At 64.6% G+C, this 23,625-nt stretch carries 23 protein-coding genes and 3 pseudogenes; 10 read left to right on the top strand and 16 right to left on the bottom strand.

Translation table 11 applies throughout. From position 1 onward, the window contains the following. Positions 1-23 precede the first annotated feature (23 nt). From AB3L03_RS37325 to AB3L03_RS37315, 3 genes are all read left to right on the top strand, one after another. Positions 24-806 carry a transporter substrate-binding domain-containing protein gene (locus tag AB3L03_RS37325; RefSeq protein WP_018457907.1) on the top strand — a complete coding sequence of 261 codons (783 nt, stop codon included), beginning with the start codon at positions 24-26 and terminating at the stop codon, positions 804-806. 172 nt (positions 807-978) lie between these two features. Further along, positions 979-1,842 carry a DUF2147 domain-containing protein gene (locus AB3L03_RS37320; RefSeq protein ID WP_368508020.1) on the top strand — a complete coding sequence of 288 codons (864 nt, stop codon included), beginning with the start codon at positions 979-981 and terminating at the stop codon, positions 1,840-1,842. A gap of 177 nt (positions 1,843-2,019) precedes the next feature. Beyond that, positions 2,020-2,370: a hypothetical protein gene (locus tag AB3L03_RS37315; protein WP_007590916.1), complete on the top strand. Its 351-nt coding sequence runs from the start codon at positions 2,020-2,022 to the stop codon at positions 2,368-2,370. Positions 2,371-2,513: 143 nt separating this feature from the next. Here the strand turns inward: AB3L03_RS37315 and AB3L03_RS37310 are convergent, their stop codons facing one another. Both AB3L03_RS37310 and AB3L03_RS37305 read right to left on the bottom strand, forming a co-directional pair. Continuing rightward, the gene (locus tag AB3L03_RS37310; protein ID WP_018457909.1) at positions 2,514-2,918 is read right to left on the bottom strand and encodes a cupin domain-containing protein; all 405 of its coding nucleotides are present in this window, start codon (positions 2,916-2,918) and stop codon (positions 2,514-2,516) included. A 25-nt stretch (positions 2,919-2,943) separates the two neighbouring features. After that, complete coding sequence (locus tag AB3L03_RS37305; RefSeq protein ID WP_018457910.1) at positions 2,944-3,642, bottom strand: ribonuclease activity regulator RraA; 699 nt, start codon at positions 3,640-3,642, stop codon at positions 2,944-2,946. Between the two features lie 247 nt (positions 3,643-3,889). On the opposite strand from AB3L03_RS37305, the gene pxpB reads away from it, so the two are divergent. The 3 genes from pxpB to AB3L03_RS37290 are packed head-to-tail and all read left to right on the top strand — an operon-like array spanning position 3,890 to position 6,458. Next, on the top strand, positions 3,890-4,621 hold the full coding sequence (gene pxpB, locus AB3L03_RS37300; RefSeq protein WP_085353084.1) for a 5-oxoprolinase subunit PxpB: 732 nt from the start codon (positions 3,890-3,892) through the stop codon (positions 4,619-4,621). Further along, positions 4,618-5,655 carry a biotin-dependent carboxyltransferase family protein gene (locus tag AB3L03_RS37295; protein ID WP_368508019.1) on the top strand — a complete coding sequence of 346 codons (1,038 nt, stop codon included), beginning with the start codon at positions 4,618-4,620 and terminating at the stop codon, positions 5,653-5,655. The genes pxpB and AB3L03_RS37295 overlap by 4 nt, the downstream gene beginning before the upstream one ends. A gap of 32 nt (positions 5,656-5,687) precedes the next feature. Then, positions 5,688-6,458 carry a LamB/YcsF family protein gene (locus AB3L03_RS37290; RefSeq protein WP_018457913.1) on the top strand — a complete coding sequence of 257 codons (771 nt, stop codon included), beginning with the start codon at positions 5,688-5,690 and terminating at the stop codon, positions 6,456-6,458. Here AB3L03_RS37290 and AB3L03_RS37285 read toward each other — a convergent pair whose 3' ends face one another. From AB3L03_RS37285 to AB3L03_RS37265, 5 genes are all read right to left on the bottom strand, one after another. After that, a complete protein-coding gene (locus AB3L03_RS37285) occupies positions 6,459-6,611 on the bottom strand; it encodes a hypothetical protein (RefSeq protein WP_007590908.1) in 153 nt (50 codons plus the stop codon). A 200-nt stretch (positions 6,612-6,811) separates the two neighbouring features. Further along, positions 6,812-8,419, bottom strand: coding sequence for a sulfite reductase subunit alpha (locus tag AB3L03_RS37280; protein ID WP_018457914.1), 1,608 nt, complete (start codon positions 8,417-8,419; stop codon positions 6,812-6,814). Further along, on the bottom strand, positions 8,416-10,197 hold the full coding sequence (locus AB3L03_RS37275) for a NirA family protein (protein ID WP_018457915.1): 1,782 nt from the start codon (positions 10,195-10,197) through the stop codon (positions 8,416-8,418). Before AB3L03_RS37275 ends, AB3L03_RS37280 begins: the two co-directional genes overlap by 4 nt. 331 nt (positions 10,198-10,528) lie before the next feature. Then, entirely contained in the window at positions 10,529-11,692 is a 1,164-nt protein-coding gene (locus AB3L03_RS37270; protein WP_368508018.1) for a CmpA/NrtA family ABC transporter substrate-binding protein, read from the bottom strand. Further along, positions 11,689-12,279, bottom strand: a complete 591-nt coding sequence (locus AB3L03_RS37265; protein WP_007590901.1) for an ANTAR domain-containing response regulator — start codon at positions 12,277-12,279, stop codon at positions 11,689-11,691. Before AB3L03_RS37265 ends, AB3L03_RS37270 begins: the two co-directional genes overlap by 4 nt. 111 nt (positions 12,280-12,390) lie before the next feature. Between AB3L03_RS37265 and rimO the strand changes: the two are divergent. Next, positions 12,391-13,715 (top strand): annotated as a pseudogene (gene rimO / locus AB3L03_RS37260) (30S ribosomal protein S12 methylthiotransferase RimO). A gap of 90 nt (positions 13,716-13,805) precedes the next feature. Here the strand turns inward: rimO and AB3L03_RS37255 are convergent. From AB3L03_RS37255 to AB3L03_RS37240, 4 genes and pseudogenes are all read right to left on the bottom strand, one after another. After that, positions 13,806-14,225 (bottom strand): carboxymuconolactone decarboxylase family protein, encoded by a 420-nt coding sequence (locus tag AB3L03_RS37255; RefSeq protein ID WP_026233462.1) that lies wholly within the window; start codon positions 14,223-14,225, stop codon positions 13,806-13,808. Beyond that, positions 14,158-14,588, bottom strand: a pseudogene (locus AB3L03_RS37250) (MerR family transcriptional regulator). Before AB3L03_RS37250 ends, AB3L03_RS37255 begins: the two are co-directional and overlap by 68 nt. A 155-nt stretch (positions 14,589-14,743) precedes the next feature. After that, positions 14,744-14,908, bottom strand: coding sequence for a hypothetical protein (locus AB3L03_RS37245; protein ID WP_368508017.1), 165 nt, complete (start codon positions 14,906-14,908; stop codon positions 14,744-14,746). After that, positions 14,905-15,690, bottom strand: a complete 786-nt coding sequence (locus tag AB3L03_RS37240) for a hypothetical protein (RefSeq protein ID WP_368508016.1) — start codon at positions 15,688-15,690, stop codon at positions 14,905-14,907. The genes AB3L03_RS37245 and AB3L03_RS37240 overlap by 4 nt, the downstream gene beginning before the upstream one ends. 403 nt (positions 15,691-16,093) lie before the next feature. Here AB3L03_RS37240 and AB3L03_RS37235 point away from each other — a divergent pair, with 403 nt between their 5' ends. Beyond that, positions 16,094-17,290, top strand: a complete 1,197-nt coding sequence (locus AB3L03_RS37235) for an acetylornithine transaminase (RefSeq protein ID WP_085384082.1) — start codon at positions 16,094-16,096, stop codon at positions 17,288-17,290. A 117-nt stretch (positions 17,291-17,407) separates the two neighbouring features. Here AB3L03_RS37235 and AB3L03_RS37230 read toward each other — a convergent pair. From AB3L03_RS37230 to pcsA, 3 genes and pseudogenes are all read right to left on the bottom strand, one after another. Then, positions 17,408-18,383: pseudogene (locus AB3L03_RS37230) on the bottom strand (quinone oxidoreductase). A gap of 75 nt (positions 18,384-18,458) precedes the next feature. Continuing rightward, positions 18,459-19,193 (bottom strand): TerC family protein, encoded by a 735-nt coding sequence (locus AB3L03_RS37225; RefSeq protein ID WP_018457923.1) that lies wholly within the window; start codon positions 19,191-19,193, stop codon positions 18,459-18,461. Then, a complete protein-coding gene (gene pcsA / locus AB3L03_RS37220) occupies positions 19,190-19,957 on the bottom strand; it encodes a phosphatidylcholine synthase (protein WP_085353096.1) in 768 nt (255 codons plus the stop codon). The genes AB3L03_RS37225 and pcsA overlap by 4 nt, the downstream gene beginning before the upstream one ends. An 87-nt stretch (positions 19,958-20,044) precedes the next feature. Between pcsA and AB3L03_RS37215 the strand changes: the two genes are divergently transcribed. After that, the gene (locus tag AB3L03_RS37215; protein WP_368508015.1) at positions 20,045-21,229 is read left to right on the top strand and encodes a UbiH/UbiF family hydroxylase; all 1,185 of its coding nucleotides are present in this window, start codon (positions 20,045-20,047) and stop codon (positions 21,227-21,229) included. A gap of 7 nt (positions 21,230-21,236) precedes the next feature. Here the strand turns inward: AB3L03_RS37215 and AB3L03_RS37210 are convergent, their stop codons facing one another. After that, complete coding sequence (locus AB3L03_RS37210) at positions 21,237-22,190, bottom strand: AEC family transporter (protein WP_204511255.1); 954 nt, start codon at positions 22,188-22,190, stop codon at positions 21,237-21,239. Positions 22,191-22,296: 106 nt separating this feature from the next. Between AB3L03_RS37210 and hspQ the strand changes: the two genes are divergently transcribed. Beyond that, positions 22,297-22,626: a heat shock protein HspQ gene (gene hspQ, locus AB3L03_RS37205; protein WP_018457927.1), complete on the top strand. Its 330-nt coding sequence runs from the start codon at positions 22,297-22,299 to the stop codon at positions 22,624-22,626. A gap of 77 nt (positions 22,627-22,703) precedes the next feature. On the opposite strand, the gene AB3L03_RS37200 is transcribed toward hspQ, so the two are convergent. Next, positions 22,704-23,528: an invasion associated locus B family protein gene (locus AB3L03_RS37200; protein ID WP_018457928.1), complete on the bottom strand. Its 825-nt coding sequence runs from the start codon at positions 23,526-23,528 to the stop codon at positions 22,704-22,706. Positions 23,529-23,625 lie beyond the last annotated feature (97 nt).

Genomic DNA, 23,625 nt, shown 5'->3' with positions numbered 1-23,625 from the left:
GTGGAAAAGAGATGATCGTTCGAATGACCATTCGAATTCTGGCGACTTTGGCCGTGGTCCTGCTGGCAAACCTTTCGGCCCACGCACAGCAGACGGCGCCGTCCCGCCTCGACGAGATAGTCAAGCGCGGCACTTTGCGCGTCGGCATGACCGGCGACTACAAGCCCTTCACCTATCTCGACAAGACGACGCAGCAATTCAGTGGCTTCGATGTCGACATGGCGGAGGCACTCGGCAAGGCGCTCGGCGTCAAGGTCGAATTCGTGCCGACGGCCTGGCCGAAGCTGATGAAGGATTTCGAGGCCGATCAGTTCGACATCGCCATGGGCGGCGTCTCGGTCACGCTCGACCGGCAGAAGAAGGGCTTCTTCTCCACGCCGATCATGCGCGAGGGCAAGACGCCGATCGCGCGCTGTGCCGATGTCGGCAAATACCAGAGCATCACCGACATCGACAAGAAGGGCACCCGCGTGATCGTCAATCCCGGCGGCACCAACGAGCGCTTCGCGCGTGCCAACATCAAGGACGCCGACATCACCGTCTTCCCGGACAATACCGTGATCTTCGACGAGATCGCCAAGGGCAATGCCGACCTGATGATGACCGACGCCTCGGAGACGCGCTACCAGCAGAAGCAGCATCAAGGCGTGCTCTGCGCGGTGCATCCCGACAAGCCGTTCGATTTTTCCGAGAAGGCCTATTGGCTCCAGCGCGACATGGCGCTGAAGGCCTTCGTCGATCAATGGCTGCATATTTCGATGCAGGACGGCAGCTACAAGAAGATCTACGCCGCCTGGTTCGATTAGGGCCGCGTCCTCCTGTCGCTTGTGCCGGCCAAACTTTGGACCGGCTCCGGTGTTATTGAACCCGAAACGCAGAAGCCACGACTCATACGGTGACAGTGATCTAGATCACTTTTTGCGATCGAACCGGGGCGTAAGCGTCGGTGCGGGGACCACCTGTTTCAGGAGATGCGAAATGAGGAAGCTGTTGGCCACGGCCGCATTCCTTTTGGCGAGCACCGCTGCGCAGGCGCAGTACACCTTCGACTATGGCGGGCGCACCATCCGCATTGATCCCGACCGCGGCACGGTGCAAATCCCCGGCGTCTACGACAACACCGGCCAGGGCAAGGCGAAGAAAGCCAAGAACGATGCCAAGGGGGCTCCCAAAGCGGACCCGCAGGCACCGCAACAGGCCAAGGCTGATCCGCAGCCGCCTGCCGATCCGGCGCCGGCCCCAACACCTGTCACGGCGCCGCCGGCGGCCGAGCAGGCCCCTGTCCAAGCTCCCGTCCAAGCCCCCGTGGCCGTGGCGCCTCCTGCCCCGCCAGCGCCTCCGGCCACCACGGCTAACAAGGCTCCGGCCGAAGAGGCGCTTGTGCCGCCGCCTCAGCCGACCCCAAGTGCTGCCCCGATGGTCGCAGTCGCGCCGCCGGCGCCATCTCCGCCTCCCGTCCCGGCGCCTGCTCCCGTTCAGTCGGCCGCCGTCGCGCCGCCGGCTCCCGCAACCGCGGCCACGCGCGACCTCAATTCACCGCTCGGCGTCTGGCTCACCGAGGAGAAGGAAGGCAAGGTCCGCATCGAGCAATGCGGCAGCAATCTCTGCGGCTACTCGGTCGATTCGAAATCGAACCAGAATGGCGAGCAGGTTCTGATCAATATGAAGCCCGGCAAGGACCAGAACAAGGACCCAAAATGGTCCGGCCGGATCCTCGATCCGAACTCCGGCTCGACCTACGATTCAACCATCGCGCTGAAGGGCACCGATCGCCTGCGCGTGCAGGGCTGCGCCTTCGGCGGCATGTTCTGCGGCGGCCAGACCTGGACGCGGGTGAACTGACTTCCCGCGACACTCTGACCGAGACAAAGGGCCCGCAATGCGGGCCCTTTTGCTTTTGCCCCTCGATTTCCGGGATGTGCGCGACATCACAGAGCCCGTCGCGCGCGTGACAGCCCTCACATCGCCGGTTCCGCGTCCGTGACACGATCCCCGCATGATCAACCCTAGGGGCGTGTCATGAACGGATTTCGCAAGGCTCTCTTCGCCACAATCATAGTCATCGCGTTGCCGGCCGCGCAGGCCAGCGCCAGCACATTCGACGGCGCATGGAATGTCCGCATCTCGTCATCGAGCGAGACCTGCGGCAACGGCTCGACCGTCGCCATCGGCATCAACAACGGTCAGATCGCCTCGAGCAGCGCAATGGTGACGGCGTCGGGCCGCGTCGCGGATGCCGGCAGCATCAATGTCACCTTGAGCACGGGCATCAAGCGCGCCGTCGGCTTCGGCCGCCTCAGCGGCACCTCCGGCTCCGGCACGTGGCGCGGCAGCATGTGCACGGGAACGTGGACCGCCGAGCGGATGTAAGGTGTCGTGCCCCGGACAAGCAGCGACGAGAAGCGTTGCTGCGCAGAGCCGGGACTCAGCAGTCCTGATGCCGTCAAAAGTTTTGGGCCCCGGATCGGCGACGCATCGCCGCGGGGCGATGCGTCTTGTCCGGGGCACGAGAGCTAGCCCAACGCGGCCCCATACTCCGCGTCGCTCACCGGCTCCAGCCACGTCGAGTAGACGCCGTCGAGCGCTTCTTGCATGGCGATATGGCACATGCCGTTGGTCGGCGATCCGCCGTGCCAGTGCACCTCACCCGGCGGAATCCAGACGGTGTCGCCGGGACGGATCTCCCTGACGGGCCCGCCTTTGGTCTGAACGCGGCCGACACCGGAGATGACGTAGAGGGTCTGCCCGAGCGGATGATGATGCCAGTTGGTGCGTGCGCCAGGCTCGAACGAGACACGCGAGCAGTTCAGCCGTGCCGGCGCGGGCGCCATGATCACCGGGTCCTGCCAGACGGTGCCGGTGAAATTTTCCTTGGGCGCGCGGCGGGTCAGCCGCGTGCCTGCAACAGTGATCTCCATTGGGATTACCTCGCTTCTTTCCCGATTACTTCTTGCTTGCTGCGTAGCGCGCCTTGGTCTCGGCGTTCATGGGATAGAGGCCCGGGAGCACCGCGCCATTGTTCACCTCGTTGACGATCCAAGCTTCCATCCGCTCCTGCTCGACACCCTCGTTGAGCACTTGTTCGAGCATCGCCTGCGGGATCAGCACGCAGCCGTCCTGGTCGGCAACAACGATGTCGTTCGGGAACACCGCAACGCCGCCGCAGCCGATCGGCTCGCCCCAGCCGACGAAGGTCAGACCGGCGACTGACGGCGGCGCGGCATAGCCGTCGCACCAGACCGGCAGGTTGGTGCCGAGCACGCCCTCGACGTCACGCACGACACCGTCGGTGACGAGTGCGGTGACGCCGCGCTTCATCATGCGCGCGCATAGGATGTCGCCAAAGATGCCGGCGTCGGTGATGCCCATGGCGTCGACCACGGCGATGCAGCCCTCCGGCATTGCCTCGATCGCGGTGCGGGTCGAGATCGGCGACGACCATGACTCCGGCGTCGCCAGATCCTCCCGCGCCGGCACGAAGCGCAGCGTGAAGGCCGGTCCCACCAGGCGCGGCAGACCCGGACGCAGCGGACGCGCGCCGCGCATCCAGATGTTGCGCAGGCCCTTCTTCAGCAGGACCGTGGTGATGGTGGCAGTGGTGATGCCGGCGAGGGTCTTGCGGGCTTCGGGGGACAGCGACATGGAAACAGACGAGCTCCGGATGGGCGGGAAAGAACGCGCGCATCTTGCGGGGTGCGGGCCTTGCGTCAAGGGCCAATAGGATACCAATCATGCAGGGCCGCAGCGCAGTTATGCGTCGCGATAACAAGGGTTTATCGCCTCCCCCTGCATTAATTTATTGGACTTGCGGGCGCATTTACGCGAAGCAGGGACAAGCGGAGCTCAAGGCCGAGCCCGCGTATCTCCAGAAGCCCGATTTCGACAGCCCATGTCCGCGACGCTTCCCCCGCCCCGCCTGCTGCCCAGTGGCGACAGCGCCGTCACGGTCGAGTTCAGCCGTACCATCGACGACGACGCCAACCAGCGCGTGCTGGCGCTCGACAAGGCGCTCGCTGCGAGTCCGATCGATGGCATCACCGAGTCCGTGCCGACCTATCGCTCGCTGCTGGTGCATTACGATCCCGGCAAGATCGGCTTTGATGAACTTGGCGAAAAGCTGCTCGCGCTCGCCAGCCAGCCGCTGCCGCCGGCCACCAAGGCCCGCCGATGGCGAATTCCCGTCGCCTATGGCGGCGAGCACGGCATCGACCTCGAGGACGTCGCGAAGGCGCTGAACACCACACCCGACGACATCGTCGCGCGCCACGTCGCCGGCGACTACAAGGTTGCCATGATCGGCTTCACGCCGGGCTGGTCCTATCTCAGCGGCCTCGACAAATCCCTGCAGATGTCGCGGCGGCAGAATCCACGGCTGCTGACGCCTGCCGGCACGATCTCGATCGGCGGCATCCAGGCCGGAATCCAGTGCCTGGCGGCCCCGAGCGGCTGGCACCTGCTCGGCCGCACGCCGGTGCGGACCTATCAGCTCCACCGCAATCCGACCTTCCTCACCGAACCCGGCGATCGCGTGACGTTTTTCGCGATCGACCACAAGACATTCGAGGAACAGGACCGCGCTGCCGAGGCCGGCGAGATCATTGCCGAGCAGGTGGTGGCATGAGCCGGCTCGTGATCGCCAGCATCGGGCCGGCAAGCTCGGTCCAGGACGGCGGACGCCATGGCGCGCAACGCTATGGCCTGACGGTCAGCGGAGCGATGGACCGCCTGTCGCTCGCGGCGGCGAACACGCTTGTCGGCAACGAACCGTTCGCAGCCGCTGTCGAGGTCGGCCCGTTCGGCGCCGCGTTCACCGCGCGCGACGGTGCCGTGCGCGTCGCGATCTCAGGCGCGCCGCGCAATGCGGACATCGCCGGCAGTCCGGTCGCCACGGACACATCGGTGACGTTGAAAGACGGCGAGACGCTGACGCTGGGTTTTGCTCGCGGCGGTGCGTTCACCTATCTGGCGATCGAAGGCGGGATCAAGGGCGAGCCGGTGTTCGGCAGTCTCGCAGTCAACGCCCGTGCCGGTCTCGGCAGCCCCTACCCGCGCCCGCTGCAGGCCGACGACGAATTCAGCGTCGATGCCGCAAGCGGTGCACCGGAACAGCGCATCGAACTCCCGAAGCCGTCGAGCGGTCCGATCCGCGTCCTGCTGGGTCCGCAGGACGACGAGTTCGACGACGCCAAAAAGGCGCTGTTCCTCGACAGCGAGTGGAAGATCTCGGCGACCTCCGATCGCATGGGCTACCGGCTGGAAGGTCCCGCGATCAAGCATCTGCACGGCCACAACATCGTCTCCGACGGCACGGTCAACGGCAGCATCCAGGTGCCCGGCAACGGCGCGCCGATCGCGCTGATGATGGATCGCGGCACCTCCGGCGGCTACCCGAAGATCGCGACCGTGATCACGGCCGACGTCGGCCGTCTCGCGCAGACCTCAGCGGGAACGGCGTTCCGCTTCAAGGCGGTCAGCATGGCCGAGGCGCAGGACGAGGCGAAGAAATTTGCGCAGCTGATCCGCAACCTGCCCGATCGCCTGCGTTCTGCCGACACCGTGGCGCTCAACATCGAAGCGCTCAGCGATGCCAACGTCGCGGGCTATGCTGTCAGTGCCGTCGACGCCGGGACCTGGCAGGTCGCGGCCGAGCCGTAAACGACAAGACGACCAGAGACGGAGAGCAACCCATGAAGACGATCGATCTGAATTGCGATCTCGGCGAAGGTTTTGGCGCTTGGGAGATGGGCAATGATGCCGCCATGATCGAGCTGGCGAGCTCGGTCAACGTCGCCTGCGGCTTCCACGCGGGCGACCCCGACATCATGCGCCGAACGGTCGAGCTGGCGAAGGCGCGCGGCGTCTCGGTCGGCGCGCATCCTGGCTATCGCGACCTGCACGGCTTCGGCCGCCATCCGATCGCGGGCCTGAAGGCCTCCGAGATCGAGAACCTCGTCGCCTACCAGATCGGCGCGCTGCAGGCGATCGCGACCGCGGCCGGCCACAAGGTAACGCATGTGAAGGCGCATGGCGCGCTCTCCAACGTCGCCTGCGAGGACGACATGACGGCGAAGGCGATCGCCGCCGGCATCAAGGCGGTCGACCCGAGCCTGATTTTCGTCGTGCTCGCCAATTCCAAGCTGGTGAAGGCCGGCGAAGCCGCCAATCTGCCGATGGTGCACGAGGTGTTCGCCGACCGCGCCTATGAGGACGACGGCAATCTCGTCTCGCGCAAGAAGCCCGGTGCAGTGCTGCATGACGCCAAGGCCATCGCCGACCGCGTGGTGCGCATGGTGCAGGACGGCGCGGTGGTCTCGGTCACCGGCAAGGTCATCAAGATGCGCACCGACACGGTCTGCATCCACGGCGATACGCCGGGCGCCGTCGACATCGCGCGCGGTCTGCGGCAGGCTTTGAAGGATGCAGGGATCGAGGTCGCGCCGTTCAAGCGCGGAGCGTGATCAGAACGGGTGTACCGACAGCGTGCCGAACACGATCGCGGCGATGACGGCGAAGGCGCTGTACATTGCGGCATGATGCACGCTCGCACCGGTCCGCCGCGAGAGCGAGCGCGCGTAGAAGTGCAGCCTGGCTTCCGCCGATAGTTCGCGCATGGTCGATCTCCAACGCCCCATTCGGACGATTATGAAGGATCAACCGGGGTGGCGGGCAAGAGACCGGCGGAAATAGCGATGCGGGTTCTCTGAAAACCCCGCATCGCAGGAGCAAATTCTCCTCGCCCGCCACTTCCGAGAATCTTATTCGCTCAAATCCGAGCCAGTTGGAACCGGCTCGGATGACCGTGGGATGACATCTAGTAGACGTCAGCCTGGAAGCGGCCCGTCTTCTTGAGTTCTGCGACAAAACTGACGGCTTCGTCGGTCGAACGCGCCCCGAATTGGGCGACGATATCGACCAGTGCACGCTCGACGTCCTTGGCCATGCGTTTGGCATCGCCGCAGATGTAGAAATGCGCCCCCTCGGCGAGCCACGTCCACACCTCGCGGCCGACCTCGCGCATGCGGTCCTGCACATAGAACTTCTTCTCGCCGTCGCGCGACCAGGCCAGCGACATACGCGTGAGCAGGCCCGAGGTCTTCATCGCGTTGAGCTCCTCCTGGTAGAAGAAGTCGCAATCGCTGCGCTGATGGCCGAAGAACAGCCAGTTCTTGCCAGGCGCACCGGTCGCCTTGCGGTCGAACAGGAAGGCGCGGAACGGCGCAATGCCGGTGCCGGGGCCGATCATGATGATCGGCGTCTTCGGATCCTGCGGCAGGCCGAAATTGTGCGCCTTCTGCACATAGACCTTGAGCTTCTCGCCCTCAGCGATGCGCTCGCCGAGGAAGGTCGAGGCAACGCCGATGCGCTTGCGTTTGCCGATCACGTAGCGCACGGAATCGACCGTCAGCGACAGCTTTCCAGGCGTCGCATTGTGCGAGGACGAGATCGAATAGAGCCGCGGCTGCAGCGGCTCGAGCGCCTCCACGAAGGCTTCGGGATGCGGCCGCGTGCCCGAGAACTTCTGCAGCGCCGCCATGACGTCGAGCGTTGCGGCATCGCCATCGGGATCCTCGCCCTGTGCCAGCGCCCGCGCCTTCTCGCGCTGCGCGCCGCCGGTGATGAAGGAGAGCAGTTCGAATAGCGTGTCGGGCGCCGGCGACAACGAGACGTCGTCGATCAGCACCTCGCGCAGCGTCTTGCCGTTGACCTTCGTGGTGTGGGAGGCACCGAGCAACGCGATGACCTGGTCGACGAGGCCGAGCTCGTTCCGCGCGAACACGCCAAAACTGTCACCGACGACGTAGTCGAGTTTGCTCTCGGAGAGATCGAACTCGACGTGATAGGTTTCCTTCTCGGACTTTCCCTTGTTGAGAAGACGGCGCGACAGGAAGGTCGCCGCAACGGGGTTGTCCCGCGAGCGGCCGGGCTCGGCGATCGTCACGGTCACGGCGGGGGCCGCCACCGCGTCTTGCTTGTCAGCCGGCTTTGCCGCCGGCGCCTTGTCCAGCTCTTCGTGCAACGACTTCAGCATCCGTGCGGTTTCCTTGCCACCGGGGACGCAGAGGTTGAGGCGCGCTTCACTGCGGCTCGCGATCGCCTCCGAATAGTCGTGGCAATTGTAGCCGCACTGCCCGCAATCCTGCTGCGCCATCGCCGCCATCATCTTGCGCCGCACGGGACGGCCTTCGGCGAGCTTCATCCGATCGGCGATCGGCATGGTCTGGTCGTGCCACGGCGCTTCACCGTCGTCACCGTCACCAGCCTGCATGACCGCGGCGCCCTGCTCCGCCGACAGCGGCGTGGCCGCCTCAGGCGACAGCAGCCCGGCAAAGAAGCCGTTCAGCCAGGAGCGTTGCGCGTCGGAGAACGGGGCGCTCGTGGGAATAATGTCGAGTTTGGGTGGAGGGCTGATCTGGTTCATGAGGACACCTCGGCATCGGCAAGCTTGCGCAGCGTCTCGCCGTCGTGGCGGCGCGCAAAGGACAGGAAGGTTTCGTCAGGAGACGAGCGATGGGCGATATAGGCCTTGAGCAGCCCTTCGACCGTCTTCGGCGCGTCCTCGGCCTTGAGGTCGTGATAGACCTCCTGACCGACGTCGGCGTCAGGACCGAACCCGCCGCCGGTGAAGAGATGATAGCCCTCCACCGTGTCCTCCTCGTTGACAGGCACGCGCGCCCCGATCAGACCGATGTCGCTGATGTAGTGCTGGGCACAGGAATGGTGGCAGCCGGTGACGTGGATGTTGACCGGCTTGTCCATCTCGACGCGCGGCTCGCACCATTCGCCGATCTCGGCGGCGTGACGCTTGGTGTTGGAGGCGGCAAAGCGGCAACCGGCATTGCCGGTGCAGGCGATCAGGCCGGCGCGGATGTGCGAGGCCTCGGCCGCGAGCCCGATCTGCTTGATCGCCGCAACGGCAAGCTCGACATTCTCGTCACGCACCCCTGATATCAGCAGGTTCTGCCAGACGGTCAGACGGATCTCGCCGTCACCGAGGTCCAGCGCCACCTTGGCGAGACCCCGCATCTGATCGCAGCTGATCTTGCCGAGCGTCAGCGACACGCCGATCCAGTTCAAGCCGTCCTGCTTCTGCTTGTGCACGCCGATATGCGCCATGCGATCCGCGGCCGGCCGCGGCGCAAACGCCTCTTCCGTCACGCGCGTGAACGGCGTCTTCAGCCGCTCTTCGACCAGCTTGAGAAAGCCGTCATGGCCCATGGCGTCGAGCACGTATTTCAACCGCGCCTTGTTGCGGTTGGTGCGGTCGCCGTGCTCGATGAAGACGCGCACGATGGCGTCGGCAACGGCGGTAGCGTCTTCAGGCTTGACGACGATGCCGGAATATTTCGCAAAGTCCTTGTGGCCGGTGATGCCGCCGAGGCCGAGGCGGAACCAGATCCCGGGTTCGACGCCGAACCCATCCTTCACCTCATACGCCGTGAAGGCGATGTCGTTGGTCTCCTCGAGCACCGCGATCTTGCCGGCGCCGTCGAAGGCGACGTTGAACTTGCGCGGCAAGCCATACAACGAGCGATCGTTCAGGATGTGATAATGCCACTCACGCGCATAAGGCCGCGTGTCGATCAGCTCCTGCGGATCGATTCCCGCCGTCGGCGTTCCCGTCACGTTGCGGATGTTGTCGGCGCCGGAGCCGCGCGAGCACAGCCCGAGATCCTGTATGCCCTCGATCAGCTTCACGGCGTTCTTCGGCGGGATCTCGCGAAGCTGGAGATTGGCACGCGTCGTGACGTGGCTGTAGGGCCCGCAGGTTTCATCGGCGAGGTCGGCAAGGCCGGACAGTTGCCAGTGCTTCATGATGCCGTTCGGAATGCGCAGACGGCACATGTAGGAGTCCTGCGTCGGCGCGACGTAGAAGATGCCGTAATAGCGCCAGCGGAAATTGTCCGCCGGGCTTGGCGGCGTATTATCGAGCGCCTGCTGGCGGAGACGCGGATAGGCATCGAAGGGATGCTCGTCGCGCTTGACCTTCTCCTGGTCGGCGAGCTTCTTGCCCGCGGCGATCACCTTGTCCTGCGCCTTGATGTGCACGGCATCGGGACCGGTCGGCTCGGCGTTCGCCTTGCCGGCGCCGCCGCCGAGACCGCGACCGACGCGACTGATCTGCAGACCGGTCGTGAAGCCTTCAAGGTAGCGTTTCTGGTCGTCGGTAAAGTCGACTGAGACGGTGTCGAGTTTCATGGTCAGTAACGAAGCTCCTGCGGCCACCTGGGTGGTATCGACGGAAAGTGCACGACCCGCGAGGAGCTCGGCTGGCTCGAGAGCCGGCTGCGCACCCAGCGGTCCGAACAGCTTCGTTGCTGGGGACTGGCGCAGCAGGCATCTGTGACAGGCTGGCCGCACTGCAACATTCAAGTTGCGTGCCAGCTTCGATGAAATGAAAATGTGTGAAATATCAGGTAATTAAGAGCGCGCCAGGGAACTCTGGGCTCCGGAACTCTTATGAAATTCGAGCAGTCGGCCTAAAATTTGAACTCGGATCTCCAGCGCTCAAAAACGATGCAGACCCGAATCACACCTTCCAGCGGCCCACCTCGAAGGCCTCGAGATGCCCCCGAATATTGGCGGGATCGAAGGCGGGGCCGGCGAATGCGCCGAATGCCGCGGGGGCTTGGGCGGGTGGCCGGCGCCCGAGGGCGCCGTCGTAGAGATCGGGCCTGAACACGGCCATCGCCGTCTTGACGCCGTCGGGCGTCAGCGTCGTCTGCCCCCAGCGCACCATCTGCGCATAGAGCCAGGCGGCCTGGACCGGATCGGGGCGCCCTGCTTCCTCGCGTCCCACCAGGAGGTAGCTGCCGCTCTCGCGAAAGGTGCCGTCCGGCGAAATCTTGAGGCGCCCCGTGAGGGTGCGCTGGATGACTTCGGCATCGACGCCGATCCGCTCCGGCTGCGCCAGGATCTGCGCCGCTTCGGTCCGGTTTTCGGGATGCTCGATGAACTCGGCGGCTTTCACCGCCGCGCGCACCAGTCTGGCTACCACGTCGGGATTCTTGTCGGCCCAGACCTGGCGGAGCGCCAGCACCTTCTCCGCCGCATGGGCCAGGATGTCGGAGACGAAATGCAGGATGTAGCCGATCCCGAGATCGACCGCGATCGAATTCCAGGGCGCACCGACGCAGAACGCATCGACATGCCCATTGGCAAGACTGTCGACCATATAGGGCGGCGGCAGCACGACCAGCCGCACGTCGTCGTCGGGATCGACGCCGGCCGCCGCCATCCAGAACCGCAATTGATAATTGTGGGTCGAGAACGGGAAGGTCATGCCGAAGGTCAACGGATCGGCCCCAGCCTTGCGCCGCTTGGTGACCACGCGCGCCAACGCTTTTGCCGTGGCGAGCGGATCGAAGCGGTCGCCGTCGATCTCCTCCATCAGCGCGGTATGAAGCGCCGGCGAGACCGTGATCGCGTTGCCGTTGATGCCGAGATTGAAGGGCGCCGCGATCGGCACCTTGACGTGGCCGAGCCCGAGCGAGGACGCAATCGCGACGGGAGCGAGCAGATGCGCGGCGTCGAACAAGCCGATATTGAGCTTGTCGCGGACGTTGGACCAGGAGACCTCGCGGACCAGTTCGACCTCGAGCCCTTCAGCCGCGGCAAATCCCTTGTCGACGGCAACGATCAGCGCTGCGGCATCGACCAGCGGAATGAACCCGATGCGGAGGGGAGCGGTCATTTCAGCATCTCCGACGCGGTGATGATCGACTGGGCGATCTCGCCGATTTTCTTCTTCTCGCGCATCGCAGTGGAGCGCAGCAGCACATAGGCCTCGTCCTCGGTGAGGCCTTTCACCTTCATCAGGATGCCCTTGGCCTTCTCGATGACCTTGCGATCCTCGAGCTGCGACTTGGTACGCTCCAGTTCCTCCTGGAGTTTTGCGAAGGCATTGAAGCGCGACACGCAGAGGTCGAGGATCGGCTTGATGCGCTCCTTCCTCAGCCCGTCGACGATATAGGCGGAGACCCCCGCCTCGACCGAGGCCTGGATCGAGGATGAATCGCTCTGGTCGACGAACATCGCGATCGGCCGCTTCACGGCGCGGCTGACCTGGAACATCGCTTCCAGCACGTCGCGGCTGGGGTTTTCCAGATCGATCAGGATGATGTCGGGATCGACCGCATAAATCCGGGCGAGCAGGCTCTGCATCTCGCGGATATGGACGATCTGCGTAAATCCGGCCTCCCGCAACCCTTCTTCGAGGATCGCAGCCCGGATCGGGCTTTCGTCGACGATCACGATTTTGGGCGACTGTTCGGCGCTCATTGCTCACTCACCACCAGTGATTCATCCATAGCATGCCCGCGAGCCATGCAAAGGGTTGTAATTATGGGCAATTGGGACTAGCTCAACCTTGTCAATCAGGCAGATTTGGATATGGATCAGACGGCTGCGCCGAAGGTCAGCTTCGTGTCGCTCGGGTGCCCCAAGGCTTTGGTGGATTCCGAGCGCATCATCACGCGTCTGCGCGCCGAGGGCTACGAGCTCGCCCGCAAGCATGACGGGGCCGACATCGTCATCGTCAACACCTGCGGCTTCCTCGACAGCGCCAAGCAGGAATCGCTCTCGGCGATCGGCGAGGCCATGGCCGAGAACGGCAAGGTGATCGTGACCGGTTGCATGGGGGCGGAACCCGAGCAGATCGAGCAGGCCTATCCCGGCGTGCTCTCCATCACCGGCCCGCAGCAATATGAGAGCGTGCTGGACGCCGTGCATCGCGCGCTGCCGCCCGCCCATAATCCGCATCTCGATCTGGTGCCGCCGCAAGGCATCAAGCTGACGCCGCGGCACTACGCCTATCTGAAAATCTCCGAGGGCTGCAACAACCGCTGCACCTTCTGCATCATCCCGAAGCTGCGCGGCGACCTGGTCTCGCGACCGGCCAACGACGTGCTGCGCGAGGCCGAGCGACTGGTCGGCGCCGGCGTCAAGGAGCTGCTGGTGATCTCGCAGGACACTTCGGCCTATGGCGTCGATCTGAAATACGCCGAGAGCCCGTGGAAGGATCGCCAGGTCCGCGCCAAATTCATCGACCTCGCGCGCGAGCTCGGCGAGCTCGGCGCCTGGGTCCGGCTGCAATATGTCTACCCCTACCCGCATGTCGACGAGGTCATCGCGCTGATGAACGAGGGCAAGGTGCTGCCCTATCTCGACATCCCGTTCCAGCATGCGAGCCCCGAAGTACTGAAGGCCATGAAGCGCCCGGCGGCGCAGGACAAGACGCTGGCGCGCATCAAGCGCTGGCGCGAGCAATGTCCTGATCTCGCTTTGCGCTCGACCTTCATCGTCGGCTTCCCCGGCGAGACCGATGCGGACTTTGCCTATCTCCTCGACTGGCTGGACGAAGCCGAGATCGATCGGCTCGGCTGCTTCAAGTACGAGCCGGTCGCCGGCGCCACGGCGAATGCGATCGAGAACCCCGTGCCGGAAGAGATCAAGCAGGAGCGCTACAATGCACTGATGGCGCGCCAGCAGAAAATCTCTGCGCGCAGGCTGAAGCGCAAGGTCGGCACGCGCCAGCAGATCATCATCGACGAGGTCGGCCCGACCGTCGCAAGGGGCCGCTCAAGGCCGATGCGCCCGAGATCGACGGCGCCGTCTACCTGTCGAGCCGCCGCCCCTTGCGCGTCGGCGAGATCGTCACCGCCAAGATCGAGCGCGCGGACCAGTACGACCTCCACGGCAGCGTCGCGGGATTCTGAGATTCCGGTCGCGGCACGCCGGCAAGACCGGCGCGCCTTAGGCATTTTCCACCAGCCGGCGTTCAGGCTGGGCGTGCCCGAACTACGAGGTCATGTCGCTTCTCCCGACGCCTGCTGTTCGTCGCGTGCGGCGAACACTTCCTTGGCTGCGAACAGCCCGTTCAGCGCCGCCGGGAAGCCCGCATAGACGGCCATCTGCATCATGATCTCCACGATCTCGTCGCGAGACAGGCCGACGTTCAGACCCGCCTCGAGATGCACTTTGAGCTGAGGCGCGGCATTTCCGAGCGCCGTCAGCGCGGCGATCGTGGCGATCTCTCGATCGCGCAGGCCGAGGTCCGGGCGGCAGTAAATGTCGCCGAACGGAAACTCGATCACGTATCGTGCGAAATCCGGAGCTATGTCGGCGAGTGAGGCGACGACCTTTTCGCCGGCACTGCCGTCAATGCGCGACAGGGCCCGCTGGCCGCGATCGAAGCGGCTTTCGTCTTGTGTTTGGGCGTGCGTCATTTTCCTTCGTCCTCTGTTCGTCGCTGGCATAGCCGGCGATCTTGGTATCAAGGACGAGCAGGCATTCCTGGAGTTCGGCAATTTGCGTGCGCACCTGTTCCCGGTGGACTTCCAGCATCTGCCGCCGGGCTGGCCCGGTGGCTTCGCCTTCATCCCGAAGCGCCGCATAACGCAACATGCCCCGGATCGGCATTCCCGTGGTCTTGAGCCGACCGAGAAATTCGATCCATGTGAGGATCGATGCGTCAAAGTCGCGCTGGCCGGAGCGATCCCGGTCGGCGTATGGCAGCAGCCCGATGCGCTCATAGTAGCGCAGCGTGTGTGCGACAGGCCGGTCCGTTTTGCGAGGTCGCCGATCTTCATGTGTGCCCGTTCTCGTACTGACGCACGTACAGATACCCCTTCGAGCGCGCTCTAAGTCAAGGGGGATCGAAGGTGCCGTTCCGGCGAGGTCATGATGACGCGACAGCGGAAGATTTCGGCGCCGGCTGGGCGGCGGCATCGCTGGATGCCCAGCTTCAAGATTCCGCCAGCCATTTCGGCACCCAGCGCTCCGGGCGCGGGGCGCGGGCAAGATCGGCTTGCGCCTCCGACAGCTTCGCGGGCTCGCCCTCGATGGTCGGGCGCACATCATATTCGAAGTTCGGCATGACGCGGCCGTCGGCATAGAGATCGAATTTCATGGCGTACCACAGCCCGAGCTCGGGCTGTGCGCGGCGCATCTCCTCACGCAGATCGCGCAGCAGGGATCGATCGAGGCGGCTTCCTCGAACGGCTGCGGCCCGCGCGAGAGGACGCGCGCCTCGTACTGCTTGCCGACGATCGCGACCTCGAAATGCGTCTTGTCCCAGGCGTTCTTGCCCTTGGGGAGATGCGCGGCCAGGCGCCAGCCGAGCTCGGCCATCAGGCGATGATTGGCCCAATAGTCTTCGCGACCCCGGCTCCATCTTTCCATGAAGCCGCGAAAGTCGGGCAGCTCCGACGGATCGTCATCGGACGCCGCCATATCCCTGCCCAGCCGTCCGGTGAGCCATTGCGCGAGCTCGACCGTCTGACATTCGACTTCGTCGTGCGGCTTCAGATCGCTCCAAGCGTTGTCGAATTGTTGCGACGTCAGTTTCGCGAGCAGGCCATCGAGGCTCGGCGCCAGCAGCTCGTAATCGCCCTCGGAGCCAAGCCCCACGATCGGCGGATTGTCGCGGTCAAGACCCGCGCCGTACCAGCCGCCAACAGCCGAGCCATCCGGCAGCCGCATGAACAGCGAAAACCTGTCGCGCAAGGGACTGCCGTCAACAATAGGCGCCTGATCCGAAAACTGGCCCTGCAGCGAGAAACACCCGACACTGCCCCAGGGCCGTCCCTTCAGCCAGCCGGCAAAATCCAGTAACAGCGGCGGCGCCTCCATGCCTGGCGGAAACGCGCCGCGAATGCTGTCGAGGTCGATCGAATAAGGCGTGTCGGACAAGGCTTAAAACTATCTGGTTGGTCCCGCCCCTCTTGGTCCGAACCGTCAGGCGTTCGGTTCGAGCCAATTCGCGTTCGCTGATCACAAACGCGCTAGAAACGTAATGGTTTCCCGGCGCGCATCTCTCTCCTGCCCCATGCACGCTGGGCGTGTGGTCTGCAAGGCGGCGCTTGACAAGCCCGGCCATTCGCATGTATTGCCGCGCCCCATGATCAACGCTCGGACCCATCAGCGCACCGAAATGCTCCGCCGTCGCTTCCGCGACGATGAGAGGGTGCGCCATGTCCGACGACGCCGCTGAAGCACTGAATTCAGCGTAGGTTTTCGAGAAGGCCGCACCCGCAAGGTGCGGCCTTCTTGCTTTTCGCGCCCCCTTTTCCACCCGCCTCCAGAGGAGTTCGACATGACCACCGCCACCCATCCGTATGACGCGTTGATGGACATCACCGCTCGGCCCAAGGCCGTGTTCGTTCGCGGCGCCGGCTCCTACCTCTGGGACGACAGCCGCAAGCGCTATCTCGATTTCGTACAGGGCTGGGCGGTCAACTGCCTCGGCCACTCCCCGCCCGCGATCGCCAACGCGCTTGCCGTGCAGGCCAAGCGGCTGCTGACGCCAAGCCCCGCCTTCTACAACGAGCCAAGCCTGAAGCTCGCGCAGGCGCTGGTTGCAGACAGCGCGTTCGACCAGGTGTTCTTTGCCAATTCCGGCGCGGAAGCCAACGAGGGCGCGATCAAGCTCGCGCGCAAATATGGCAGCCTGCATCGAGGTGGCGCGTACGAGATCATCAGCTTCGAAGGCGGCTTTCACGGCCGCACCTTGGCGACGATGTCGGCCTCGGGCAAGAAGGCCTTTGAGCCGCTGTTCGAGCCAAAGGTCGCCGGCTTCAAGAAGGCGAAGCTCAACGACATCGCCTCGGTCGAAAAGCTGATCAACGACAACTCCGTCGCTGTGATGATCGAGCCGATCCAGGGGGAATCAGGCGTATGGCCGGCGACCGATCAGTTCTTGCAGGAGTTGCGCGCCCTCACCGACGCGCACGGCCTCCTCCTGATCTTCGACGAGATCCAGACCGGGATGGGCCGGACCGGCAAGCTCTTCCACTACGAGCACACCGGCATCGCGCCCGACATCATGACGCTCGGCAAGGGCATCGGCGGCGGCGTGCCGCTCGCGGCGCTGCTCGCGACCGAACGCGCGGCCTGCTTCGAGCACGGCGACCAGGGCGGCACGTTCAACGGCAACCCGATCATGTGCGCGGCGGGGCTTGCGGTGCTCGACGAGGTCAGCAAGCCGGAGTTCCTGAAGACGGCGACCGAAACCGGGCTGCTGCTCGAAAGCGAGCTGCAGAAGGTCTCGGCGCGGCATGGGCTCGGGGAAGTGCGAGGTCGCGGGCTCCTGCTCGCGCTCGACCTCAAGCTGCCGATCGCGCCCGGCATCGTCGCGCAGGCGTTCGAGGCCGGCGTCCTCCTCAACGCGCCGCAGGTGGACACGTTGCGCTTCATGCCGGCGCTGAACGTCACGCGGGCCGAGATCGCCGAGATGATCGATTGTCTCGACGGTATCTTGACCAGAGCCGGCGCGGCACGGCGAGTGGCGTAGACGGCTCGCTCTCCGTCATGGCCGGGCTTGTCCCGGCCATGTACGCCTTGAGGCGCGGCACGAAGAACGTGGATGCCCGGGAAAAGCCCGGGCATGACGACTTCGGCAAGACGTTCTCTACGGCTTCAAGATCGACGCGCCCGTGGTCTTGCGACTCTCGAGATCGATATGCGCCTTGGCGGCGTCTTTGAGCGCGTAGGCATGGTTGATCGGCACGTGCAGCTTGCCGTTAATGACGGCGGCGAACAGCGTGTCAGCGCCTTCCAGCAACTCCTTGCGCGTTCCGATATAGTCGTTGAGCTTGGGCCGGGTCGCAAACAGCGAGCCGTGGGTGTTGAGCTCGGCGATCGAGAACGGCGGCACCGGGCCTGAGGCATTACCGAAGGAGACGAACATCCCGCGCGGCTTCAGGCAGGACAGCGAGCCTGGGAACGTCGCCTTGCCGACACCGTCATAAACCACGTCGCAGCCCTCGTTGCGGCTGATCTGTTTGACGCGCGCAACGAAGTCTTCCTCGTTGTAGAGGATCACATGGTCGCAGCCATTGGCCTCGGCAAGCGCAGCCTTCTCGCGCGAGCCGACGGTGCCGATGACGTGGGCACCCATTGCCCTCGCCCATTGGCAGGCAAGCAGGCCGATGCCGCCGGCCGCGGCGTGGATCAGCACGCGATGATGCGGCTCGACCTTGAAGGTCTTGTGCAGGAGATACCACACCGTCAGCCCCTTCAGCATCAGCACGGCGCCCTGCTCGTGGGTGATGTGGTCGGGCAGCTTGACCAGCCGCTCCCAGGGGGATGTTGCGCTCGCCGGTATAGGCGCCGAGATTGTGGTAGTAGGCGACGCGGTCGCCGGGATGGAAATTCGTCACGCCCGGCCCGACCGCGACGACCTCGCCCGAGGCCTCGTTGCCGGCGATGAAGGGCAGCCCCGGCGCCTTGTAGAGGCCGGTGCGGTAATAGACGTCGATGAAGTTCAGGCCGACGGCATGCTGGACGATGCGCACCTCGCCGGGCCCGGGCGCCGGAACATCGACGCTCTCATAGACCAGGGCTTCGGGGCCTCCGACCTTGTGCACACGGACGGCTTTGGTCATCACCTGACCTCCTTTTCTCGCGGGCCAGCGAAAGACATCGCGCCCGCCTTGTCAACTCGACGCGGGCTGGAACGCCTAGACCGACGGCTTGCCGGTCTTCCTGCGGTTGCGTTTCGCTAGCACGTTGAAAAACTCGACCGCTGCCGAGAACGCAATCGCGAAATAGATGTAGCCGCGCGGGATGTGGAATTGGAATCCGTCCGCAACCAGCGCGACGCCGATCAGCACCAGGAAGGCCAGAGCCAGCATTTTCGTGGTCGGATGCTCCGCGACGAACCGCGACACCGGTCCGGCCGAAATGTACATGATGAGACAGGCGATCACGACGGCCGCGATCATGATTTCGAGGTCCTGCGCCATGCCGATCGCCGTGATGATCGAGTCCAGCGAGAACACGATGTCGATGATCACGATCTGGACGATGACCCAGAAGAAAGCGTTACGAGGTGACTTCTCGCCGCCCTCGCCGTCATCGGCTTCGACCTCGCCATGAATCTCGTGCGTCGCCTTCGCAATCAGGAACAGACCGCCGCCGATCAGGATGAGGTCGCGCCAGGAGAAGCCGTAACCGGAAAACGAAAACACCGGCGCGGTCAGGCCGATCAGCCAGACCAGGAGGCTGAGCAGGATGATGCGGAAGATCAGCGCCAGCGCGAGCCCGATCTGGCGGGCGCGGTGCGCCTGCTTCTCGGGAATGCGCGAGACGATCACCGACAGGAAGATGACGTTGTCGATGCCGAGCACGATCTCGAGCGCGGTCAAGGTGAGGAGCGCGGCCCAGGCTTCGGGGCTGGTCAACAGGTGCATCATGCGAAGGATCTTGTCAGCCGTATCAATGCGTCGCTGAAGCTGATCCAGAGCGCGATCGCGCAGAGCGCGACAGTCACACCGGTGCCGACGCGAAAGTCCATCTGCAGCGTGTAGAAGGAGAGCAGAGCCCAGATGGCGATCAGCGACATCGTCAGCCAGCGCAGCCGCACGACGCGCACCGGATGCAGCACGTGGAACGGCACGAAGGTCAGCACCACCAGGGCCGCTACTAGCAGCGTCGAGAGCAGCGGCGGCCAGTGCAGCAGAAACAGATAGAACGCCGCCGCATTCCACAGCGCCGGAAAACCGCGGAAATGATTGTCGTCCGCTTTCATGCGCAGATCGGCGAAATATAATGCGCTGGTGACGATGATGGCGACGCCGAGCAGGGGAGCTGCGACCGGCAGCAGCAAGCCGCTGGCCACGATCGCATAGGCCGGCACGAAGACGTAAGTGACGAAATCGACCACGAGGTCGAGCACGTCGCCCGACCAGTTCGGCTGCACGTCCTTGACGTTGAGCCGGCGCGCGATCGGCCCATCGATCGCGTCGATGATGAGGGCGACGCCCAGCCATTGAAACATCGCCGCCCAGTGCTCACGCACGGCCTCAAGCATCGCCAGCAGCGCGATCGCCGCACCGAACGCGGTGAAGATGTGCACCGAGAAGGCAGCGGCGCGGATCGCGGGCCTGGGCTTCAGGGAATCCTCTTGGCTGTCCATGACTTCTGCTATCAGAATGACACCGGTTTGCACATAAGCCATTGCGGCGCCTGGTCGCACAATTCGTCATAAAATCAGGGAAATATGAGTGGGCTTGAATTTGCCGCGGGGCATGTCCAATGTCGTTCCATGACAGATGCATCGACACTCTTTGACGCGGCCGTGATCGGCGGCGGACCGGCGGGACTGAGCGCCGCCATCGCATTGGCGCGGGCGGGCGCACGGACCGCGCTGGTGGCGCGTCGCATGCCTTATGCCGACAATCGAACCACGGCGCTACTCGGTGCCTCCGTCGATCTGCTGGAGAGCCTCGACGTCTGGCCGCGCTGCAAGGACAAGGCGGCCGCGCTCGAAATCATGCGGCTCGTCGACGACACCGGCCGGCTGTTTCGTGCGCCGGAGGTCCGGTTCTCCTGCCACGAAATCGGCCTCGATGCCTTCGGCTACAACATCGACAACCGCTCGCTGATGCTGGCGCTGGAAGCGCGCGCGGCCGAACTGCCCGATGTCGTCCGTTTCGACGACGAGGCCGAAACTGTCGTCATCGAAGCCGATGACGTCGCGATCCGCACGGCCGCTGCGCAATTTCTCTCGGCCCGCCTCGTGGTCGGGGCCGACGGCCGGCATTCGCTGTGCCGCGAAGCCTCCGGCATCGCGGTGACGCGGCGCGAGCTGACCCAGACGGCACTGACTTTCAACGTCGGGCACGCGCGGCCCCACCGCAACGTCTCGACCGAGTTCCACACCCCGCATGGTCCTTGCGTGTTCGTGCCCCTGCCCGGCGATCGTTCCAGCGTCGTCTGGGTCTCGGCGCCTGCGGACGCCGAGCGGCTTCGCGGCCTGAGCGATGAGGAATTGTCCGCCGCGATCGAGAAGCAGTCGCATTCGATCCTCGGGCGCATGACGGTGGAGCCGGGCCGCCATCTGTTCCCGCTGGCGATCGAACGTCCCAAATCCTTCGGCGGCGACCGCATTGCGCTGGTCGGCGAAGCCGCCCATGTGGTTCCCCCGATCGGCGCCCAGGGTCTCAATCTCGGCCTCCGCGATGCCGCCGACATTGCGAGGCTTGCAGGCGAGGCCATCGCATCAGGCCAAGATCCCGGCGCAGCAGACGTGCTCAAGCGTTATGACCGGGCGCGGCGTCCGGACATCCTGAGCCGGACCTTTGCGATCGACATCGCCAACCGCTCGCTGCTCAACGATTTCCTGCCACTCCAGCCCGTCCGCGCGGTCGGCATGCACCTGCTCGGCGCGATCGGCCCGCTCCGGCGTTTTGCGATGCGCGAGGGGCTCACGCCGACTTGGCGGAAGTAACCGCCGCTCAAGGAAACGCCAGCCGGCCAGTCTGGATCGCCCACATCACGCTGGTCAGCGTGACCACGGACGCAAACGTCCCGAGCAGCACCGCGACGGAGGCAGACTCGATCCAGGCGTCGTTCTGCCGGGCGATGACGAACACGTTTAGCGCCGGCGGCAGCGAGGCCATCAGCACGGCGGTCGCGGCCCAGGGCTGCGCAAACGGGCCGAGCGCCAGCATCAGGCCGAAAGCTGCAAGCGGATGGATCAGGAGCTTGATCGCGATCACGCCCGGCACTTCCCACGGGACCCGATCGAACGGGCGGAGCGCCACGGTCACCCCGAGCACGAACAGCGCGGTCGGAGCGGCTGCGTTCTGGAGGAAGGTGATGGTGCGATCGAGTGCGACGGGCATCTCGATATGCAGCGATGCGAAGGCCGCGCCAAAGCAGGCCGACATGATCAGCGGGTTGAGCACGATCTGCTTCAGCACGACGCCGAAGGCATGCACGATCGAGGGATGATCGCGGTCGGAGAGCTCGATCAGCAACGGCACGATCGTGAACAGGAAGATGCTGTCGCAGCAGAAGATCAGCGCAGTCGGCGCGGAGGCCTTCGGCCCGAGCACGGCGAGCGCCAGCCCCGGTCCCATGTAGCCGATATTGCCGTAGCCGCCGGAGAGCCCGGCGAGCGTCGCCTCGCGCAGCGTCAGCCCGCCCAAAACCTTGCCGACGACCAGCGCGAGTGTGAACGCCGCAACGGTCGACAGGGTGGTCGCGACCAGGAACGGCGGGTTGTTCAATTCCGAAAACGGCGTCTTCGACATGATCGCAAACAGCAGCGCCGGCAGCGACACATAGAGCAGGAAGAAGTTCATCCAGGCGAGGCCCGATTCCGGCAGGGATTTGACCTTGCCACAGGCGAATCCAACGAAGATCAAGCCGAAATATGGTAGAGCCAGATTGAGGATATCGACCATTGATGAAGTGTTTTCTGAAGATTGGGGGCCTATCTGCCCCGCAACCGCGGGTTAATTCCAGATCAGGGCACTAGCATCGGCCACAATCCTGGTCTATCGACGGGGAATGATTAAAGCGCGGACCGCCAAATTCCAGATCGGACAGGTCGTGCGCCACCGGATCTTCTCGTTCCGGGGCGTGATCTTCGACATCGATCCGGAATTCAACAACACCGAAGAGTGGTGGCTGTCGATCCCCGAGGAGGTGCGGCCCCACAAGGACCAGCCGTTCTATCACCTGCTCGCGGAGAACTCGGAGTCGGAATACGTCGCCTATGTCTCCGAGCAGAATCTCGTGCCGGACGATTCCGGCGAGCCGGTCCGGCATTCCCAGGTCGCCGAGATCTTCGTCAAGGACAAGACCGGCTATCGCCCGCGCAATCCTTCGCTGAACTGAGTTTCGAAGCCATCAACTGGCCAGCAAAAAAGGCGCTCGAACCGAGCGCCTTTTTCATATGCGGGATTGATCCCTGATTACTTCTGTCCGGCCGGAGCGGCGCCAGGCGCTTGCTGCTGCTTCTTCTGCAGCTCTTCAGCCTTCTTCTGGAGCTCTTCCTGCAGCTTCCTCTGGGTTTCCTCGAACACCTTCGGATCGGTCGGCGGGCCGTCATAGGCCTTCTGGAATTCGCCGGCGAGCGGCAGCGGCAGCGTCAGCGGTGCGCCGTTGGCATTGATCGCCTGAACAACGAGGTTCTGGCCCTTCTTCATGTTGTTGATGAACTCGGGCGTGGCTTCGTAGTCGGACATGCAGCCGTTCTGGAAGCAGATCACATACGGGCTCTGCAACGGCGGATTGTTGTCCACGATGATGCGGGTGCCGTGCACCAACTGCATGCCGAGCGGCAGCGTCACGCGCAGGATCTTTTTCGGCTCGCCTTCCGGCTCGATGATGACGGCCGCGATGACCGGCTGGCCCGACTCGATACGGCCGTCCTTGCCGGTGAAGCAGACCTGCTTGGCATTGGCGTCCTGGCCCTTGAGGCAGAACTTGGTCCAGGGGGCGTAGATCAGCTGGATTTGCTGATCGGCCGGCTGGGCCGCGCCCTGCTGCGCTGGAGCGCCCTGCGCCGGAGCGCCCTGGGCGGGTGCCGGCTGGGCCGGTGCCTGAGCGGCCGGCGCCGGAGCCTTGGGGGCAGCCTTCGGAGCGGCCTTCGGGGTCGCCTTGGGCGCGGGCGTGCCCGGAGCTGGCGCGGGAGCCTGGGCCTCGGCGGCAAACGGGACGGCCAACGCCGTCGCCGTCAACAAGGCGAGAAGTCGCCCGCGCGGCCGGACGGACGCGGCCAAGTAACGGAAATTCATTGCGGAAAACCCTTTCTGAACGGGAAGTGCCCGAACCGCTTCGACGCACCGAGCCTGGCCGCGTTGGGCGCGGCTCTCTCCCCGTCAAATGAGGCAG

The sequence above is a fragment of the Bradyrhizobium lupini genome, from assembly GCF_040939785.1.
In the GTDB taxonomy this organism is placed as follows: domain Bacteria; phylum Pseudomonadota; class Alphaproteobacteria; order Rhizobiales; family Xanthobacteraceae; genus Bradyrhizobium; species Bradyrhizobium canariense_D.
Note: the sequence above shows the minus strand (reverse complement) of the source record. Positions and strands in the feature narration are given on the sequence as shown.

Excerpts from the sequence above, each read along its gene's own strand:
- AB3L03_RS37325 (WP_018457907.1), top strand. The coding sequence starts at position 24 with ATGACCATTCGAATTCTGGCGACTTTGGCCGTGGTCCTGCTGGCAAAC.
- AB3L03_RS37320 (WP_368508020.1), top strand. The coding sequence starts at position 979 with ATGAGGAAGCTGTTGGCCACGGCCGCATTCCTTTTGGCGAGCACCGCT.
- AB3L03_RS37315 (WP_007590916.1), top strand. The coding sequence starts at position 2,020 with ATGAACGGATTTCGCAAGGCTCTCTTCGCCACAATCATAGTCATCGCG.
- AB3L03_RS37310 (WP_018457909.1), bottom strand. The coding sequence starts at position 2,918 with ATGGAGATCACTGTTGCAGGCACGCGGCTGACCCGCCGCGCGCCCAAG.
- AB3L03_RS37305 (WP_018457910.1), bottom strand. The coding sequence starts at position 3,642 with ATGTCGCTGTCCCCCGAAGCCCGCAAGACCCTCGCCGGCATCACCACT.
- pxpB (WP_085353084.1), top strand. The coding sequence starts at position 3,890 with ATGTCCGCGACGCTTCCCCCGCCCCGCCTGCTGCCCAGTGGCGACAGC.
- AB3L03_RS37295 (WP_368508019.1), top strand. The coding sequence starts at position 4,618 with ATGAGCCGGCTCGTGATCGCCAGCATCGGGCCGGCAAGCTCGGTCCAG.
- AB3L03_RS37290 (WP_018457913.1), top strand. The coding sequence starts at position 5,688 with ATGAAGACGATCGATCTGAATTGCGATCTCGGCGAAGGTTTTGGCGCT.
- AB3L03_RS37285 (WP_007590908.1), bottom strand. The coding sequence starts at position 6,611 with ATGCGCGAACTATCGGCGGAAGCCAGGCTGCACTTCTACGCGCGCTCG.
- AB3L03_RS37280 (WP_018457914.1), bottom strand. The coding sequence starts at position 8,419 with ATGAACCAGATCAGCCCTCCACCCAAACTCGACATTATTCCCACGAGC.
- AB3L03_RS37275 (WP_018457915.1), bottom strand. The coding sequence starts at position 10,197 with ATGAAACTCGACACCGTCTCAGTCGACTTTACCGACGACCAGAAACGC.
- AB3L03_RS37270 (WP_368508018.1), bottom strand. The coding sequence starts at position 11,692 with ATGACCGCTCCCCTCCGCATCGGGTTCATTCCGCTGGTCGATGCCGCA.
- AB3L03_RS37265 (WP_007590901.1), bottom strand. The coding sequence starts at position 12,279 with ATGAGCGCCGAACAGTCGCCCAAAATCGTGATCGTCGACGAAAGCCCG.
- AB3L03_RS37255 (WP_026233462.1), bottom strand. The coding sequence starts at position 14,225 with ATGACGCACGCCCAAACACAAGACGAAAGCCGCTTCGATCGCGGCCAG.
- AB3L03_RS37245 (WP_368508017.1), bottom strand. The coding sequence starts at position 14,908 with ATGAAATTCGATCTCTATGCCGACGGCCGCGTCATGCCGAACTTCGAA.
- AB3L03_RS37235 (WP_085384082.1), top strand. The coding sequence starts at position 16,094 with ATGACCACCGCCACCCATCCGTATGACGCGTTGATGGACATCACCGCT.
- AB3L03_RS37225 (WP_018457923.1), bottom strand. The coding sequence starts at position 19,193 with ATGATGCACCTGTTGACCAGCCCCGAAGCCTGGGCCGCGCTCCTCACC.
- pcsA (WP_085353096.1), bottom strand. The coding sequence starts at position 19,957 with ATGGCTTATGTGCAAACCGGTGTCATTCTGATAGCAGAAGTCATGGAC.
- AB3L03_RS37215 (WP_368508015.1), top strand. The coding sequence starts at position 20,045 with ATGACAGATGCATCGACACTCTTTGACGCGGCCGTGATCGGCGGCGGA.
- AB3L03_RS37210 (WP_204511255.1), bottom strand. The coding sequence starts at position 22,190 with ATGGTCGATATCCTCAATCTGGCTCTACCATATTTCGGCTTGATCTTC.
- hspQ (WP_018457927.1), top strand. The coding sequence starts at position 22,297 with ATGATTAAAGCGCGGACCGCCAAATTCCAGATCGGACAGGTCGTGCGC.
- AB3L03_RS37200 (WP_018457928.1), bottom strand. The coding sequence starts at position 23,528 with ATGAATTTCCGTTACTTGGCCGCGTCCGTCCGGCCGCGCGGGCGACTT.